Origin of the sequence: uncultured Amnibacterium sp., from assembly GCF_964245895.1 — a bacterium.
Taxonomy (GTDB): Bacteria; Actinomycetota; Actinomycetes; order Actinomycetales; family Microbacteriaceae; genus Amnibacterium.
Genome location: NZ_CAXTOQ010000075.1, coordinates 1 through 16,463 on the forward strand (window position 1 = coordinate 1; position 16,463 = coordinate 16,463).

13 protein-coding genes and 1 pseudogene are annotated in these 16,463 nt (G+C 73.6%); 9 read left to right on the forward strand and 5 right to left on the reverse strand.

Annotation, left to right across the window (positions count from 1 at the left end):
* The 7 genes from aceE to ACFE60_RS11295 all read left to right on the forward strand — a co-directional run.
* Positions 1 to 1,931 (forward strand): pyruvate dehydrogenase (acetyl-transferring), homodimeric type (gene aceE / locus ACFE60_RS11265; RefSeq protein WP_375388953.1); only part of this gene is annotated, 1,931 nt, incomplete at its 5' end.
* Positions 1,932 to 1,940: 9 nt separating this feature from the next.
* Positions 1,941 to 3,185 carry a PucR family transcriptional regulator gene (locus tag ACFE60_RS11270; protein WP_375388954.1) on the forward strand — a complete coding sequence of 415 codons (1,245 nt, stop codon included), beginning with the start codon at positions 1,941 to 1,943 and terminating at the stop codon, positions 3,183 to 3,185.
* A 135-nt stretch (positions 3,186 to 3,320) separates the two neighbouring features.
* On the forward strand, positions 3,321 to 4,226 hold the full coding sequence (locus ACFE60_RS11275) for an ACP S-malonyltransferase (RefSeq protein WP_375388955.1): 906 nt from the start codon (positions 3,321 to 3,323) through the stop codon (positions 4,224 to 4,226).
* Positions 4,223 to 5,227, forward strand: a complete 1,005-nt coding sequence (locus ACFE60_RS11280) for a beta-ketoacyl-ACP synthase III (protein WP_375388956.1) — start codon at positions 4,223 to 4,225, stop codon at positions 5,225 to 5,227. Before ACFE60_RS11275 ends, ACFE60_RS11280 begins: the two co-directional genes overlap by 4 nt.
* 84 nt (positions 5,228 to 5,311) lie before the next feature.
* The gene (locus tag ACFE60_RS11285; protein WP_345480415.1) at positions 5,312 to 5,560 is read left to right on the forward strand and encodes an acyl carrier protein; all 249 of its coding nucleotides are present in this window, start codon (positions 5,312 to 5,314) and stop codon (positions 5,558 to 5,560) included.
* Between the two features lie 23 nt (positions 5,561 to 5,583).
* Positions 5,584 to 6,825, forward strand: a complete 1,242-nt coding sequence (locus ACFE60_RS11290) for a beta-ketoacyl-[acyl-carrier-protein] synthase family protein (protein WP_375388957.1) — start codon at positions 5,584 to 5,586, stop codon at positions 6,823 to 6,825.
* Between the two features lie 28 nt (positions 6,826 to 6,853).
* Positions 6,854 to 8,899: an NAD(+) synthase gene (locus ACFE60_RS11295; RefSeq protein ID WP_375388958.1), complete on the forward strand. Its 2,046-nt coding sequence runs from the start codon at positions 6,854 to 6,856 to the stop codon at positions 8,897 to 8,899.
* A gap of 587 nt (positions 8,900 to 9,486) precedes the next feature.
* On the opposite strand, the gene ACFE60_RS11300 is transcribed toward ACFE60_RS11295, so the two are convergent.
* From ACFE60_RS11300 to ACFE60_RS11320, 5 genes are all read right to left on the reverse strand, one after another.
* Positions 9,487 to 9,993, reverse strand: a complete 507-nt coding sequence (locus tag ACFE60_RS11300; protein ID WP_375388959.1) for a DUF3145 domain-containing protein — start codon at positions 9,991 to 9,993, stop codon at positions 9,487 to 9,489.
* 202 nt (positions 9,994 to 10,195) lie between these two features.
* Positions 10,196 to 11,146, reverse strand: coding sequence for an NADP-dependent oxidoreductase (locus tag ACFE60_RS11305; protein ID WP_375388960.1), 951 nt, complete (start codon positions 11,144 to 11,146; stop codon positions 10,196 to 10,198).
* Between the two features lie 55 nt (positions 11,147 to 11,201).
* The gene (locus tag ACFE60_RS11310; protein ID WP_375388961.1) at positions 11,202 to 12,851 is read right to left on the reverse strand and encodes a bifunctional 3'-5' exonuclease/DNA polymerase; all 1,650 of its coding nucleotides are present in this window, start codon (positions 12,849 to 12,851) and stop codon (positions 11,202 to 11,204) included.
* Between the two features lie 42 nt (positions 12,852 to 12,893).
* Positions 12,894 to 13,733, reverse strand: a complete 840-nt coding sequence (locus tag ACFE60_RS11315) for a DUF1684 domain-containing protein (protein ID WP_375388962.1) — start codon at positions 13,731 to 13,733, stop codon at positions 12,894 to 12,896.
* 64 nt (positions 13,734 to 13,797) lie between these two features.
* Complete coding sequence (locus ACFE60_RS11320; RefSeq protein ID WP_375388963.1) at positions 13,798 to 15,714, reverse strand: S9 family peptidase; 1,917 nt, start codon at positions 15,712 to 15,714, stop codon at positions 13,798 to 13,800.
* Positions 15,715 to 15,813: 99 nt separating this feature from the next.
* On the opposite strand from ACFE60_RS11320, the gene ACFE60_RS11325 reads away from it, so the two are divergent.
* Together ACFE60_RS11325 and ACFE60_RS11330 are read left to right on the forward strand one after the other, a co-directional pair.
* Entirely contained in the window at positions 15,814 to 16,083 is a 270-nt protein-coding gene (locus ACFE60_RS11325; protein WP_375388964.1) for a hypothetical protein, read from the forward strand.
* Positions 16,084 to 16,132: 49 nt separating this feature from the next.
* Positions 16,133 to 16,463, forward strand: a pseudogene (locus ACFE60_RS11330) (hypothetical protein); the annotation flags it as partial.

The following is a 16,463-nucleotide window of genomic DNA, read 5'->3' on the forward strand; positions in this document are numbered from 1 at the left end:
TCAACTGCAACCTGCAGCGCCTCGACGGCCCGGTCCGCGGCAACGGCAAGATCATCCAGGAGCTGGAGAGCTACTTCCGCGGCGCCGGCTGGAACGTCATCAAGGTCGTCTGGGGCCGCGAGTGGGACGACCTGCTGGCCCGCGACACGGACGGCGCGCTCCTCCGGCTGATGAACACGACGCCGGACGGCGACTTCCAGACGTACAAGGCCGAGAACGGCGCCTACGTGCGGGAGAACTTCTTCGGCCGCGACCCCCGGGCCGCGAAGCTCGTCGAGGGCTACACGGACGACCAGGTCTGGAACCTCAAGCGGGGCGGCCACGACTACCGCAAGGTCTTCGCCGCGTACCAGGCAGCGATGGAGCACAAGGGGCAGCCGACCGTCATCCTGGCGAAGACGATCAAGGGCTACGGCCTCGGGCCGAACTTCGCGGGCCGCAACGCGACCCACCAGATGAAGAAGCTGACGCTCGACAACCTGAAGCAGTTCCGGGACGAGCTGCGGATCCCGATCAGCGACGCCCAGCTGGAGGAGAACCCTTACCTGCCGCCGTACTACCACCCCGGCCAGGACGACGAGGCGATCCGCTACCTGCAGGAGCGACGGCGTGCGCTCGGCGGCTACGTGCCGCAGCGCCGCGTGGAGCACAAGCCGGTGGACCTGCCGGATGAGAAGGCGTACCAGGTCCTGAAGAAGGGCTCCGGCACGCAGCAGGTCGCCACGACCATGGCGTTCGTCCGGCTGCTGAAGGACCTCGTCCGGGCGAAGGACTTCGGCGCCCGCGTGGTGCCGATCATCCCCGACGAGGCCCGCACGTTCGGCATCGACGCGTTCTTCCCGACGGCGAAGATCTACAACCCGCGCGGCCAGCACTACACGTCGGTCGACCGCGAGCTGCTGCTCGCCTACAAGGAGAGCCCGCAGGGCCAGATCGTCCACGTCGGCATCAACGAGGCCGGCGCGCTCGCCGCGTTCACCGCGATCGGCACCTCGTACGCGACGCACGGCGAGCCGCTCATCCCGGTCTACGTCTTCTACTCGATGTTCGGGTTCCAGCGCACGGGCGACGCGATCTGGGCGGCCGGCGACCAGATGACGCGCGGGTTCATGATCGGCGCCACCGCTGGCCGCACCACGCTGACCGGGGAGGGGCTGCAGCATGCGGACGGCCACTCGCACACGATCGCGGAGACGAACCCGGCCGTCGTGTCCTACGACCCGGCCTACGGGTACGAGATCGGCCACATCATGGCCGACGGCCTCGACCGCATGTACGGCGGCCACCACCCGGACCCGAACGTCATGTACTACATCACCGTCTACAACGAGCCGATGGCGCAGCCGGCCGAGCCGGCCGACCTCGACGTCGAGGGCGTGAAGCGGGGTATCTACCTGCTGGGGCGCTCGGACGCGAACGGGCCGCGCGTGCAGCTGCTCGCGTCCGGGGTCGGGGTGCCCTGGGTGCTCGAGGCGCAGGAGCTGCTCGAGAAGGACTGGGGCGTCGCCGCCGACGTGTGGAGCGTCACCTCGTGGACCGAGCTGCGCCGCGACGGCCTCGCCGCCGAGCACGACGCGTTCCTCGACCCGTCGGCCGACCGGCGCACGCCGTTCGTCACCGAGCGGCTGCAGGGCACCGAGGGGCCGGTCGTCGCGGTGAGCGACTTCGCGCACTCCGTGCCCGACCAGATCCGGCAGTTCGTGCCGCGGACGTACGCCACGCTCGGTGCGGACGGCTTCGGCTTCTCCGACACCCGGGCCGCGGCGCGGCGCTTCTTCCACATCGACGGCCCGTCGGTCGTGGTGCGCGCGCTCGAGGCGCTGGCCGAGGAGGGCAAGGTCGACCCGTTCGCGGCGGCGCAGGCCATCGACCGGTACCGCCTGCACGACGTCGCGGCCGGCACCTCCGGGTCCGCCGGCGGCGAGAGCTGATCAGCGGCGGTGGCGGCTCGCTCGAAGACGGAGACCCTCGCCTGGCTCCGTCAGATCGCGGGTGAGCTCGCCACCGCCACGCTGAAGCGCCTCGAGGACACCCTCCCCTGGTACCGGGACATGCCTCCCGGGCGCCGCAGCTCGGTCGGGCTCGTCGCGCAGGCCGGCATCCGCTCGTTCATCAGCTGGTACGACGACCCCGCCTCCACCCCGTGGATCGCGGCCGACGTGTTCGGCGCGGCGCCTCGGGAGCTGCTGCGGTCGGTGAGCCTGCAGCAGACCCTGCAGCTGATCCGGGCGACGGTCGAGGTCGTGGAGGAGCGCATCTCGAGCTCGACCGATCAGTCGCTGCGCGAGCCGATCCTGCTGTACTCGCGCGAGATCGCCTTCGCGGCGGCCGACGTCTACGCCCGGGCGGCGGAGGCGCGCGGGCTGTGGGACGCGCGCCTCGAGGCCCTGGTGGTCGACTCGATCCTCTCCGGCGAGGCGGACGACGCCCTGCCGAGCCGGATCGCGGCGCTCGGCTGGCACGGCCACGGCGAGGTGGCGGTGCTGGTCGGCACGACGCCCCGGCTGCTCGACGTCGACCAGGTGCGGCGGACCGCGCGGCACCTCGACTCCGACGTCCTGATCGGCGTGCAGGGCTCGCGGCTCGTGCTCGTGATCGGCCGGTCGGACGACGGGAAGGGATCGAACGGCCGGACCGACGACGACCAGCCGGGAGGCGCGGAGCCGGTGCAGCAGGACGAGACCGGATCGCAGCCGACGTTCCTCGACATCGCGGCCGGGCTCGAGCCCGCGTTCGGCCCGGGGCCGGTCGTCCTCGGCGACACCGTGCCCGACCTCGTCGCCGCGTCGCGCAGCGCCCGTGCCGCGCTGGCGGGGTTCGCCGCGGCTCGCGCGGTCCGATCGGCGCCCCGGCCGACCGCAGCCGACGACCTGCTGCCGGAGCGCGCTCTGGCCGGGGATCCGCTCGCCCGCGGCACGCTGGTGACCCGGATCCACGGGCCGCTGAAGGAGCACCACAGCCCCGAGCTGCTCGTCACGCTGTGGGCCTACCTCGACAACGGCCGATCGCTGGAGGGGACGGCGCGGGAGCTGTTCGTGCACCCGAACACGGTCCGCTACCGCCTCAAGCGCATCACGGAGCTGCTCGGCTGGGACCCGACCTCTCCGCGGGACGCCTTCGTGCTGCACACCGCGCTGATCCTCGGCGCCATCAGCGAGCCGGTGCAGGCCCGCCGTCGTCGCTGACGACCGACTTCTCGTCTTGTAGGTCTGAGAGATGTACAAAACGGAGACCGGCCGTAGGACGCGCACGACGATCCTGCGCATCCGTTGGCGCCGTTCTCAGCCCGAGTCCCCGCTGGTCGGCCAGACTTGGGGACCGTGATCGTCGTCGTCGCCCCGGGCCAGGGCTCCCAGACCCCGGGCTTCCTCGCCCCGTGGCTCGAGGTCGACGGGGCGCGCGAGCGCCTCGACGCGCTCGGGGAGGCCGCGGGCCTCGACCTGGTGTCGCTCGGCACCACCGCCGACGGGGACGCCATCCGCCGCACCGACGTCGCGCAGCCCCTGATCGTCGCGGCCGGCCTGCTGACCGCCTGGGCGCTCGAGCGCGAGGTGACCGCGATCGCCGGCCACTCGGTCGGAGAGATCACCGCTGCCGTGGTCGCCGGGGTCCTCACCGAGACCGACGGGATGCGCTTCATCGCGCAGCGCGGCCGGGCCATGGCGGAGGCCGCCGCCGCGGTCCCGACCGGCATGAGCGCCGTCGTCGGCGGCGACGAGACCGCCGTCGTCGACCGCATCGAGTCACTCGGGCTCGTGCCCGCGAACCGCAACGGCGGCGGGCAGGTCGTCGCCTCCGGGGCGCTCGACGCGCTCGAGTCGCTGCGCGCCGAGCCACCGGCCGGTGCCCGCGTGATCCCCCTCCAGGTCGCGGGCGCGTTCCACTCCGAGTACATGCGCCCCGCCGTGGGGACGCTGCGCGCATTCGCGGACACCCTCTCCCCCGCCGATCCGGCCGCGCGGCTCTGGACGAACCGCGACGGCTCGGAGGTCGCCTCCGGCGCCGCCTTCCTCGACCTCCTCGTCGGTCAGGTGGCCTCGCCGGTACGGTGGGACCGCTGCATGGCGTCGTTCGCCGAGGCCGGGATCACCGGGCTCGTCGAGCTGGCCCCGGCCGGCACGCTCACCGGGCTCGCGAAGCGCGGGCTGAAGGGCGTGCCGACCGTCGCGGTGAAGACGCCCGCGGACCTGCCCGCGGCGCGCAACCTGCTCGATGGGATCGCATGACCGCCCTGAACCAGTCGACCGGGCACGCCGGCTCGCGCATCCTCGCGTACGGCGCGGCCCGCGGCGACGTCGTCGTCACGAACGACGACATCGTCGGGCCGATCGACTCGTCCGACGAGTGGATCCGGCAGCGCACCGGCGTGATCGAGCGCAGGCGCGCCTCGAAGGACGTGGAGGCGGTGGACCTGGCCGTCGAGGCGTCGCTGGACGCGATCCGCACGGCGGGGATCGAGCCGTCGCAGATCGGCGCCGTGCTCGTCTCCACGATCTCGAACACCGTGCAGACCCCCTCCCTCGCCGCGCTGCTGACCGACCGGATCGGCGCGACGCCGGCACCGGCCTACGACATCTCAGCCGCGTGCGCGGGGTTCACCTACGGCATCGCGCAGGCCGACGCGTTCATCCGCTCGGGCCTGGCCGAGCACGTCCTCGTGGTCGGCGCCGAGAAGCTGTCGCAGTTCGCGAAGCCCACCGACCGCACGATCTCCTTCCTGCTGGCAGACGGCGCGGGCGCCGCGATCCTCGGTCCCTCCGACGAGCCCGGCGTCAGTCCGACCGTCTGGGGGTCCGACGGCGGCAAGTGGGACGCGGTCGGCATGGACAACCCGCTGTCCGCCTATCGCGACGGCGCGGGCGCCGTCGACTGGCCGACCCTGCGGCAGGAGGGCCAGACGGTCTTCCGCTGGGCGGTGTGGGAGATGGCGAAGGTCGCCCAGCAGGCGCTCGACGCCGCGGGCATCACGGCCGACGACCTGGCCGCGTTCGTGCCGCACCAGGCGAACATGCGGATCATCGACGAGCTCGCGAAGCAGCTGAAGCTGCCGGAGCACGTGCTGATCGGGCGGGACATCGCGACGACCGGCAACACGTCGGCCGCCTCCATCCCGCTCGCGGCCCACGCCCTCCTCGTCGAGCACCCGGAGCTGTCCGGCGGCCTCGCCCTGCAGATCGGGTTCGGTGCGGGCCTCGTCTTCGGCGCCCAGGTGGTGCGGCTTCCCTGAGGGCGCGACGCGCCCACCAATACACTTTCCCCCGTCCGGTCCCGCGAGCCGCGGGGCCTTCCAGACCCTGAGGAGAACGACCCAATGGCCCAGTCCACCGAAGAAGTCCTCGCCGGCCTCGCCGAGCTCGTCAGCGACGAGACGGGCATCGCGACCGACACGGTCGAGATGGACAAGTCCTTCACGGACGACCTCGACATCGACTCCATCTCGATGATGACCATCGTGGTCAACGCGGAGGAGAAGTTCGACGTGAAGATCCCCGACGAAGAGGTCAAGAACCTGAAGACCGTCGGCGACGCCGTCAACTTCATCACGGCCGCCCAGGCCTGAGACCGGAAGGCACCACCCGCTCCATGGCAGCTCCAGACGTCGTCGTCACCGGCATCGGTGCGTTCTCGCCTCTCGGCACGAACGCCCAGGAGTCGTGGACGAACCTGCTCGCCGGCGACTCGGGCGCCCGCACGCTCCCGTACCCGTGGGCGGAGGAGCTGGAGCTGCCGGTGCGGTTCGCCGCGATCGCCAAGGTGGACCCCACCGAGGTGCTCGACCGGATCGAGGCCAAGCGGCTGGACCGCGGCGCGCAGCTGGCGCTGCTCGCCGCGCGGGACGCGTGGGCCGATGCCGGCTCCCCCGAGGTCGACCCGACGCGGCTCGGCGTCGACTGGGCGACCGGCATCGGCGGCGTGTGGACCCTGCTCTCGGCGTGGGACACGCTGAAGGAGAAGGGGCCGCGGCGCGTGCCCCCGATGACCGTCCCGATGCTGATGCCGAACGCGGCCGCCGCCGCGATCGAGATGGAGTTCACGGCGCGCGCCGGCGCCCGCACGGTGGTCTCGGCGTGCGCCTCCAGCAACGAGTCGATCGGCAACGCCCTCGACCACCTGCGGCTCGGCTACGCCGACGTGATCATCGCGGGCGGCACGGAGGCGTGCGTGCACGGCCTGCCGCTCGCGGCCTTCGCGCAGATGCAGGCCCTCTCCAAGCGGAACGACGCGCCGCAGCTCGCCTCCCGCCCGTACGACGCGGGCCGGGACGGCTTCGTGCTCGGCGAGGGCGCTGCGGCGCTGATCCTCGAGCGCGAGGACCACGCCAAGGCGCGAGGCGCGAGGATCTACGCGCGGCTGCTCGGCAGCGCGGTGACGAGCGACGCGCACCACATCAGCGCCCCCGACCCCAGCCCGGACGGCTCCGTGCCCCGCACGATGCGGCTCGCGCTCGAGGACGCGGGGCTCTCCCCGAACGAGATCGCGCACATCAACGCGCACGCGACCAGCACCCCCGTCGGCGACATCGCGGAGTACAAGTCGATGCGCGCGGTGTTCGGGGACCACCTCGACGAGATCGCGGTCAGCGCCACGAAGGCGGCCACCGGCCACCTGCTCGGCGCGGCCGGCGCGATCGAAGCCGTCTTCACGGTCAAGGCGCTGCAGGAGCGGCTCGCGCCGCCCACGATCAACCTGACCGACCCCGACCCCGAGATCCCGCTCGACGTCGTCACGACGCCGCGGAGGCTGCCGGACGGCGAGGTGTTCGCGGTGAGCAACTCGTTCGGGTTCGGCGGGCACAACGCCGTCACGGTGTTCGCCTCCGCCTGAAGCGGCGACGGACCGCGAGGAGGCGCCGGTGGACTTCCGCTCCATCCACGAGCACGGCTTCGCCCGCATCGCGGCCTGCACGGGCCGCATCACGATCGGCGACCCGCTCGCGAACGCCGATGCGCTGCTGCGCCTGGCCCAGCGCTGCAGCGACGACGGGGTCGACGTCGCCGTCTTCCCCGAGCTGGGGCTCTCGGGCTACTCGATCGAGGACCTGCTGCTGCAGGACGCGCTGCTCGACGGCGTGGAGGCGGCGCTCGCGCGCGTGGTGAGCGCCAGCGCCGCGCTGCAGCCCGTGCTCGTGGTCGGGGCGCCGCTGCGACACGACGGCCGGCTGTTCAACACGGCGGTGGTCGTGCACCGCGGCGAGGTGCTCGGCGTCGTGCCGAAGTCGTACCTGCCGAACTACCGCGAGTTCTACGAGCGCCGCTGGGTCTCCCCCGGCGACGACCGTCGTGGCGGCTCGATCCGCGTCGGCGGCCGCGTCGTGCCGTTCGGCCCCGACCTGCTGTTCGAGGCGACCGACCTGGCCGGCCTCGTGCTGCACGTCGAGATCTGCGAGGACGTGTGGGTGCCGATCCCGCCGAGCGCGGAGGCGGCGCTCGCGGGGGCGACGGTGCTGGCGAACCTCTCCGGCAGCCCGATCACCGTCGGTCGTGCGGAGGACCGCGCGCTGCTCGCCCGGTCGGCGTCCTCCCGCTGCCTCGCCGCGTACGTGTACGCCGCGGCCGGGCGGGGCGAGTCAACGACGGACCTCTCCTGGGACGGGCAGACGCTGGTCTACGAGAACGGCGTGCTGCTGGCGGAGGCGGACCGGTTCCCCGACGACGACCGGGCCGCGGTCGCCGATGTCGACCTGGACCTGCTGCGCCAGGAGCGCATGCGGATGGGCACCTTCGACGACAACCGGCGCACGCACGCCGACCGGGTCGGCGCGTTCCGCAGGATCCCGTTCGCGCTGCGGCCGGCGACGGGCGACATCGGCCTGCGGCGAGCGGTCGAGCGGTTCCCCTTCGTGCCCGCCGACGCTGCGCGGCTGGCGCAGGACTGCTACGAGGCGTACAACATCCAGGTGGCCGGGCTCGTGCAGCGGCTGGAGGCGATCGGCCGGCCGAAGGTCGTCATCGGCGTCTCGGGCGGGCTCGACTCCACGCAGGCGCTGCTCGTCGCGGCGCAGGCCATGGACCGCACGGGGCGGCCGCGCACCGACGTGCTGGCGTTCTCGCTGCCGGGCTTCGCGACCGGCGAGGAGACGAGCGGCAACGCGAAGGCGCTGATGCGCGCGCTCGGCGTCACCGCGGGCGAGGTCGACATCCGTCCGACGGCGATCACGATGCTGCGGGAGCTGGGGCATCCCTTCGGCTCGGGCGAGCCCGTGTACGACGTCACGTTCGAGAACGTGCAGGCGGGACTGCGCACGGACTACCTGTTCCGCATCGCGAACCAGCGCGGCGGCATCGTGCTCGGCACCGGCGACCTGTCCGAGCTGGCGCTCGGCTGGTCCACCTACGGCGTCGGCGACCAGATGAGCCACTACAACGTCAACGGCGGCATCCCGAAGACGTTCATCCAGCACCTGATCCGCTGGGTGATCAGCACGGCGCAGTTCACCGGCGAGGTGGAGGGGACGCTGCGGCGCATCCTCGACACCGAGATCAGCCCCGAGCTGGTGCCCGGCGACCAGCTGCAGTCGACCGAGTCCAAGGTCGGTCCGTACGCGCTGCAGGACTTCGCGCTCTTCCACGTCCTGCGCTACGGCTTCCGCCCCGGTCGCATCGCATTCCTCGCGTGGCATGCGTGGAGCGACGCGGGCGCGGGCGCGTGGCCGCCGAACTTCCCGGAGGAGAAGCGGGTCGCGTACGACCTGCCCGAGATCCGCCGCTGGCTGGAGGTCTTCCTCCGCCGCTTCTTCGCGTTCGCGCAGTTCAAGCGGTCGGCGATGCCGAACGGCCCGAAGGTGCTGGCCGGCGGCTCCCTCTCCCCGCGGGGCGACTGGCGCGCCCCGTCCGACGGCACCGCGGAGGCGTGGCTCGCGGACCTCGCCCGCTGGGACGCCGAGGGCGCCTTCGACTGACCGACCCCTGACGCGGTTCGTCCGTCGGTGCTTCGTTGTGAAGGTCATCCGGCGACCTGCGGCCGCGCGGATGACCTTCACAACGCCACCCGCGCGCGACTCGATCGGTCGCGCCGTACCGACGGCCCGTTCAGGGCCGCCGAAGGCGCACAGGCTTCGACCCGCACGCGCGGACCAGTCGAGCCGGGCACGCGCTCCGACCCGTCGCGCCGTACCGACGGCCCGTTCAGGGCCGCCGAAGGCGCACAGGCTTCGACCCGCACGCGCGGACCAGTCGAGCCGGGCACGCGCTCCGACCCGTCGCGCCGTACCGACGGCCCGTTCAGGGCCGCCGAAGGCGCACGCGTTCCGGGGAGCTTGCGACCCGGAACGCAATGGGCACAGGGAAGAGCCCCCGGGCGGTACCCATCCGCTCGGGGGCTCTTCAGGCCGCAAGATGCTGAGGTTCGAGGGCCGCTACCCATACAGCCCGAACACTAGAAGTCGCATCTGCGGACGTGAGAACGGTACTGAACCGAGGCCCTCCGGGGCTCCGTGACACGCCGATGAATTACATCTTTGTCATACGGATTCCGAAGGGGACCCGGTCAGACCGCGGAGCGGTGCAGCCAGGTGACCGACGAGGTGCCGATCGCGTGACGGAAGGGCTCGAGCTCGTCGTCCCAGGCCTGCCCGAGGGCCAGCCGGAGCTCGCGGTGCAGCTCGATCGCGGAGGTGCCCGCAGCGTCCATCGCGGCGCGGATGCGGTCCTCGGGGACCACGATGTTGCCGGCCGCGTCGGTCTGCGCGTGGAAGATCCCGAGGTCGGGCGTGTGCAGCCAGCGGCTGCCGTCGACGCCGTCGCGCGGGTCCTCCGTCACCTCGAAGCGGAGGTGCTCCCACCCGCGCAGCTTCGAGGCGATGGCTGCGCCGGTGCCGGGGGCACCCTCCCAGTAGAAGTCCGTGCGCTGCGACCCGCGCAGCACCGGCTGATCCACCCAGTCGAAGTCGACGGGTCGACCGATCGCGTGACCGGCCGCCCACTCGACGTGCGGGCAGAGGGCTCGTGGCGACGAGTGCACGTACAGCACGCCACGGGCAACTGTGGTGACCATGGATTCGTCCTCCGTTCGAACAGATACGTCTTCCCCAACGACCTGTGGTGAACGGTTGAACCGATGACACCGATATGAAATTAGCGCGGGCCTATTCGGCTCCCGGGAAGTATGCCGGACGACACGCCGGGAACTCAACCGGATCGGTCGTCGTCCGGCGCGCCGCGGCGGCGCCCCAGTTCGCGGGAGCCCCGCTCCCACTTCAGGGGACGAGGGCGAGCTTGCCTCCCGGGTGCCCTCCAGCGAGCTCGGCGAGGGCCGCCGATGCCTGGGAGAGCGGGTAGGTGCGGGCGATGGGGACCTCCAGGTCGCCGGCGGCGGCGAGAGCGATCAGGTCGCTGCGCACCGCGTCGCGGAACCGCTTGCTCTCCGGGTCGGTGCCTCCCACTGCGCGGAAGCCGTCCTGCTGGGCGCGCCCGCGGGCGGCGATCGTCACGATCCGGTCGGTCGGAACCAGGGCGAGGGAGACGTCGACGGCCTCGTCGGTGCCGACGCAGTCGAGCGCGGCGGCCACGCTGTGCGGCGCCGCGTCCCGCACCCGCTGCAGCAGGCCGTCGCCGTAGGCGACCGGCACGCCGCCGAACCGGCGGACGACGTCGAAGCGGCTCTCGCTCGCGGTGCCGATCACCCGGATGCCGCGCTGCCGCGCGAGCTGCAGCAGCATGACGCCGACGGCGCCCGACGCCGCGTGCACGACGACGGTCTCGCCCTCGGTCGCGTCGACGACGCGCAGCATGTCCATCGCGGTCGTGCCGGCCAGCAGCAGGTTCGCGGCGGCCGGGAAGTCGAGGCCGTCCGGCTTGGCGAAGACGTCCGCCGCGGGGACCGTCACGGCGGAGGCGTACCCGCCGGACACCCGGAAGGCGAGCACCGCATCGCCGACGGCGCCGCCGCCGGACGCGAGCCCGGTGTCCGCGCCGATCGCCGTGATGACTCCCGCGACCTCGTACCCCGGCCGGATGGGCAGGTCTGCCGGCGCTCCCGGTCGCGGGCCTGCGAAGCCCTTGTAGTCCGCGGGATTCATCCCCGCCGCGCGCACGGCGATCGTCACCTGCCCCGGGCCGGCCTGCGGGAGGTCGACCTGGGCGACCTCCAGCACCTCGGGCCCGCCGTAGCGGGGCGCGATCACCTGCTGCGCCGTCATGTCCGTCATGGCTTCAGCAGACCCCCGCCGGCTGGGAGGGGCTCCCAGATCCCACGCGGAGGCCCTACGCGTCCGAGTAGCGGTCGACGACGGCGACGTCGAGCGGGAAGTCGACCGGGAAGTCCGCGAAGAGCAGCCGCCCCGCCGCCGAGGCGGAGCCGGCCACGGCGGCCGTGACCGCGTCGACGTGCTCGGCCGGCGTGTGGACGATGACCTCGTCGTGCAGGAAGTACACGAGGTGCGGCCGGTCGGTGAGGGCGCCGTCGCCGATCGCCCAGAGCCGTCGGCGCAGGTCAGCGAGCCAGCACAGGGCCCATTCGGCCGCGGTACCCTGCACCACGAAGTTCCGGGTGAAGCGACCGCGGTCGCGGGCCATGCTGCGCGCCTGCCGCAGCACGCGCTCGTCCGCGTCGAGCACGGCGGCGTCCCGATCGACGGCCCGGTGGCGGTCGGAGACCGGGGGCGTCGACCTGCCGAGCAGGGTGGACACCGTGCCGCCGCGCTCCCCCTCCCTGGCCGCCTGCTCGACCAGGGCGAGTGCCCGCGGGAACCGCTGCGCGAGCCGCGGCACGAGCCGGCCGCCCTCGCCGCTGGTCGCGCCGTACAGGGCGCCGAGCATCCCGATCTTCGCGCTCGCCCGCGTCGCGACGGCGCCGCTCGCCACGATGCCGGCGTACAGGTCGCGGTCCCGGCCGGCCTCGGCCATCGCGTGGTCCTGCGCGAGCCCGGCGAGCACCCGCGGCTCGAGCTGCGCCGCGTCCGCGACGACGAGGCGCCACCCCGCGTCGGCGACGACCGCGCCGCGGATCTGCTTCGGCAGCTGCAGGGCGCCGCCGCCCCGCGTCGCCCACCGTCCGGTGACGACGCCGCCCACGACGTAGTCGGGCCGGAAGCGGCCGTCCGCGACCCACGTGTCGAGCCACTGCCAGCCGTTCGCCTGGTGCAGCCGCGCCAGCTTCTTGTACTCGAGCAGCGGGGCGACGGCGGGGTGGTCGACACGGCGCAGCTCCGCTGCCCGGGTGCTGTCCACCTCGATGCCAGCGCCGCGGAGGGCGCGGGCCAGCTCCGTCGCGGAGTCGGGGTTGAGGGCCGGCGCGCCGAGTGCCGACCGGATGCCGTCGGCGAGGCGCTCGAGCGCGGCCGGCCGGCGATCGGCGGGCACGCGCGGGCCGAGCAGGTCGACGAGGAGCCGCTCGTGCTGCTCACGGTTCCAGGGCAGCCCGGCGTGCCGCATCTCCGCGGCCGCGAGCGCGCCGGCCGACTCCGCCGTGATCAGGAGGCGCAGCGCGCCCGGCCGGCTCGACCCGGCGATCTCCCGCTGCTGCCGCGCGAGCTCGGCGGCCGGATCGAGGTGCTCGCCGAGGTCGATCGGCAGGGCGGCGTCGTCGACGGCGGCGGGGTCGTCGTCCCAGCCGTCCAGGGGCAGCGCGGCGATCCCGCCCGGCGTGCCCGCGGCCCGCCGCAGCAGCGCCCGCGCGAGCCGGAGGTCCCACGCCCGGCCGACCCGCACGCCGACTCGCAGCAGCGCGGGGTAGACGTCGGCCGTGTCCCACACCCATCGGGGCGCGGCCGCCTCGGCGGCGGCGATGGCGGCCCCGATCGACGGCTCGTCGACGTCCTGGGGCGCGCCGTCGACGAGCAGGCGCAGGCCGGCGTCGACGCGCTGCACCACGATCGTGCGCTCCCGCGTCGCCGCGACCGCCGTGGCCTCCATGCGCTGGAGGCTAGAACACACCTCCGACAGGAGGCGGCCGCGCTACCCGTGCAGCAGCTCGCCCGTCTTCGCGAGCACCTGCTTCTCGCCGGCCTCGATGCGGAACGGGAACCGGTTCTGCCTGGGCGGCATCGGGCAGTTGAAGTTGTAGCTGAACGCGCACGGCGGCAGGACCGCGTAGTTGAAGTCGAGCGTGATCGAGCCGTCGGGGTTCGGCGCGATGAAGAGGAAGCGGCCGACCCCGTAGGTGTCGTCGTCGCTCGTCGCATCGGCGAACACCAGCTGGAGGCGGCGGCCGTCCTTGAACGCCGCGATGCGGTGCTCCTCGCCGCGGATGGTCACCGCGATGTCGCCGGGCACGGGCAGCTCGCGGGTGGCGCCGTCGTCCTTGATGTGCGAGAAGCCCACGGTGGTGCCGGCGGGGTTCGGCGTGAAGGTGCCGGTGACGACCCACTCGGCGTCGTAGGGGAAGGCGCTGATCGAGCCGAACTCCTCGATCGCCTCCGACCTCGCGTCCCAGACGCGCAGCGCGTACTGGCCGTCCTCGCCGCGGATCACCGTGCCCGTGGTGTGGTCGTCGAAGACGATCGCGGACGGCTGCGGGTCGTCCTTCCCGCGCGCGACGGCCGTGCCGTCGACGAGGGCGCCGTCTATCGTGATGCCGTCGGCCGCGGTCGCGGTGACGAGCAGGCCCGACTCCCCCGCCGACCGCGGCGCCCAGATGCCCGGGACGCCCCAGATCGTCTGCTCCTCGCCGACCCACTGCGTGTTCGTCAGCGCGAGGAAGCCGTTCGACGTCTGCACGGACTGCTGCCGGGCGGCGTGGAACCGTGCGAGCCGCTCGGCGGCGGAGGGGGCTGGTGCGGTCTGCGTGTCGGTCACGGGGATCCTTCCGGGGGCGTCCGGTGCAGCAACGTACCGGCCGGCTCGGACCTTCCCGTTCGCTTCAGGTCTCGAGCGGCAGGACCGGGACGCCCGGCGGCGTGAAGCCCAGCACCTGGCCGTAGAAGGACAGCGCGGCCTCGCGCGACGACACCAGCGCCTCCCGTCCGCGGAAGCCGTGCCCCTCCCCCGGGTACTCGATCAGCGCGTGCGGGATGCGCCGTGCGGCGAGCGCGTCGCGGAACAGCCGCGACTGCGCCGGCGGCACCACCCGGTCGTCGAGTCCCTGCAGCAGCAGCACGGGCGCCGACAGGCCGTCGACGTGGGTGATCGGCGTCCGCTCGCGGTACACGTCCGCCGCCTCCGGGTACGGCCCGATCAGGCGGTCGAGGTATCGGCCCTCGAAGTCGTGCGTGTCCGTCGCGAGCGCGACGGCGTCCGCGACCCCGTACCGGGAGACGCCCGCGGCGAACGCGTCGGTCCGGGTGAGCGCGGCGAGCACGGTCCAGCCGCCGGCGGAGCCGCCCTCGATCGCGAGGCGCCGCGGGTCGGCGAGGCCCCGCTGGGCGAGGCCGCGGGCGACGGTCACGACGTCCTCGACGTCGACGACGCCCCACTGCCCGGCGAGCCGCTCGCGGTAGGCACGGCCGTAGCCGGTGGAGCCGCCGTAGTCGACGTCGACGACCGCGATGCCGCGGCTCGTGTAGTAGGCGACGGCGGGGTTCATCCGCACGCCCGCCTGCGAGGTCGGCCCGCCGTGCACCAGCACGACGAGCGGCGGCAGGTGCCCCTCCGGCGCGGCGGCGCCCGGGTTCCGCGGCCGGTACAGGACGGCATGGACGCCGTCGATCTCGAGCAGCTCGGCTTCGGGGAACGCGTCGCGCGGCAGGTCGTCGACGCCGCTGCGCAGCAGGGTGAACCCGCCGTCGACCACGTCGAGCCGCCACAGCGACACGGGGTCCGCGGCCGACTGGTCGATCAGCAGGGCGCGGCCGTCGCGCAGGTCCTCCCACGAGGTGCCGGAGCGGTCGGTCCGCAGCGCGACGGTCGAGCCGTCCTCCGGGTCGAGCAGCAGCTGGTCGTCGCTGCCGAAGGTGGCGGTGAGCAGGATGCGACCGTCGGGCAGCGGCAGGTACCAGCGGGTCCCGAGCACCCAGAGCGGGCCGCCCGTCTCCCGCTCGACCGCGAGCAGCGGCTGCGGCTCGCCGCCTCCCTCGGGGTCGACGCGGTACAGGTTCCACCACCCGCTGCGGTCGGAGATCACCGCGAGCCGCCCGTCGGGCAGCCATTCGGGCTGCAGGACGGACTCGGTCGGGCCGCCCAGCAGGGTCCGGTACACGGTGACCCGGCCGCCGTCGAGGTCGCCGACCCGCAGCTCCGTGCCGTCCCACGGCATGTTCGGGTGGTCCCACGCGATCCACGCGATCCGCGTCCCGTCCGGGCTGATCCGCGGCTGGGCGAGGAACCGCGAGCCGGCGACGACGCTCGTGATCGCCTCCGGATCGTCCGCGGCGGAGGCGTCGAGCGGCACGAGCACGAGGTCGCGACGCACGTCCTGCGGGCCCTCGCCCGTCCGCGCCTCCCGGACGGCGAGCACCGCGCCGTCGGCGGCGACGAGTCCGCCGAACGCGGTGCCGTCCGCCTCGGGGGTGAGCGCGACCGGTTCCAGGCCCGGGCCGTCGAGCCGGTGCAGCCGCCCGTCGCCGAGATGCGAGAACACCACGGTCGTCCCGACGGCGGTCCACGCGCCGCCGCCGTACTCGTGCACGGTCGTCCGCACGTTCCAAGGCGCGGGCAGGACCGGGGCGACCCGGCCGTCGATGCGGCGCAGGAGGGCGACGCGGCGCTCGGCCGAGATCGGCTCGGCCCACCACACCTCGTCGCCGACGAACCGCGCGGAGTCCGGTGCGTGGCTGCCCGCCGCGACGGCTTCGGCGGAGAGGGGCGAGGTCCACTCGCCGTAGGGAGCGATCTCGACCATGCCGTCACGCTAGCCGCCGGCGCGGCGCGCTTGCCCGGGCCCGCCTCGGGGCGTACCGTCGGCCGAATCGAACACGTGTTCGAGCCGGAGGAGACGCGCATGGGCAGCATCGTCACGGACCACGAGCAGGAGGCCTCGCTCGTCACCGGCAGCCGGGGTCACCCGCGCCTGCTCCTCTGGCGGCAGCGGACCTATCGGGTGACCGACGCGCCGACACCGCTGGAGGACGCGCTGCCCGCCGTGCTGACGCATCCCCTGCCCGTGCACGGCTGGCGGTTCCAGGGCACGTCCGTGCACGACGGCGAGACGCTCGTGTTCGACGTCGTCGCGTTCGGCGGCGGCTGGCACGTCCTCAAGACCTACGACTGAGCCCCGCGCGGCGTCCGCCGCGGACGCGCCTCCCGCCTACCCTGGCTCGGTGCGGTCGGGGCTGCGGAGGGCGTCGGCCGTCGCACTCGTCGCCGGCCTGGTGGGCATCGCGGTCGGCTTCGGAACCGCGACGGCGCGCGCCGACGACCCCACCTGGGCCGAGGTGCAGGCGGCGAAGAAGGACGTGACGGCCAAGGCCGGCGAGGTCGCGCGGATCCAGAAGGCGCTCGACGGGCTGGAGGCGCAGGCCGCGCGGCTCGGCACGATCGCCCTGCAGAAGGCGGCCGTCGCCGACGCGGCCGAGTCGCGGCTGCAGGACGCGGAGACCGTGTACGACCGTCTCGAGCAGCAGACGAGGAAGGCGGCCGGCGAGGCGCGGC

Bases quoted from the DNA above. Each gene is read 5' to 3' on its own strand.
- ACFE60_RS11280 (WP_375388956.1), top strand. From the start codon at position 4,223: ATGACCGCCCTGAACCAGTCGACCGGGCACGCCGGCTCGCGCATCCTC.
- ACFE60_RS11325 (WP_375388964.1), top strand. From the start codon at position 15,814: ATGGGCAGCATCGTCACGGACCACGAGCAGGAGGCCTCGCTCGTCACC.
- ACFE60_RS11300 (WP_375388959.1), bottom strand. From the start codon at position 9,993: ATGGTCACCACAGTTGCCCGTGGCGTGCTGTACGTGCACTCGTCGCCA.
- ACFE60_RS11320 (WP_375388963.1), bottom strand. From the start codon at position 15,714: ATGGTCGAGATCGCTCCCTACGGCGAGTGGACCTCGCCCCTCTCCGCC.
- ACFE60_RS11285 (WP_345480415.1), top strand. From the start codon at position 5,312: ATGGCCCAGTCCACCGAAGAAGTCCTCGCCGGCCTCGCCGAGCTCGTC.
- ACFE60_RS11290 (WP_375388957.1), top strand. From the start codon at position 5,584: ATGGCAGCTCCAGACGTCGTCGTCACCGGCATCGGTGCGTTCTCGCCT.
- ACFE60_RS11310 (WP_375388961.1), bottom strand. From the start codon at position 12,851: ATGGAGGCCACGGCGGTCGCGGCGACGCGGGAGCGCACGATCGTGGTG.
- ACFE60_RS11305 (WP_375388960.1), bottom strand. From the start codon at position 11,146: ATGACGGACATGACGGCGCAGCAGGTGATCGCGCCCCGCTACGGCGGG.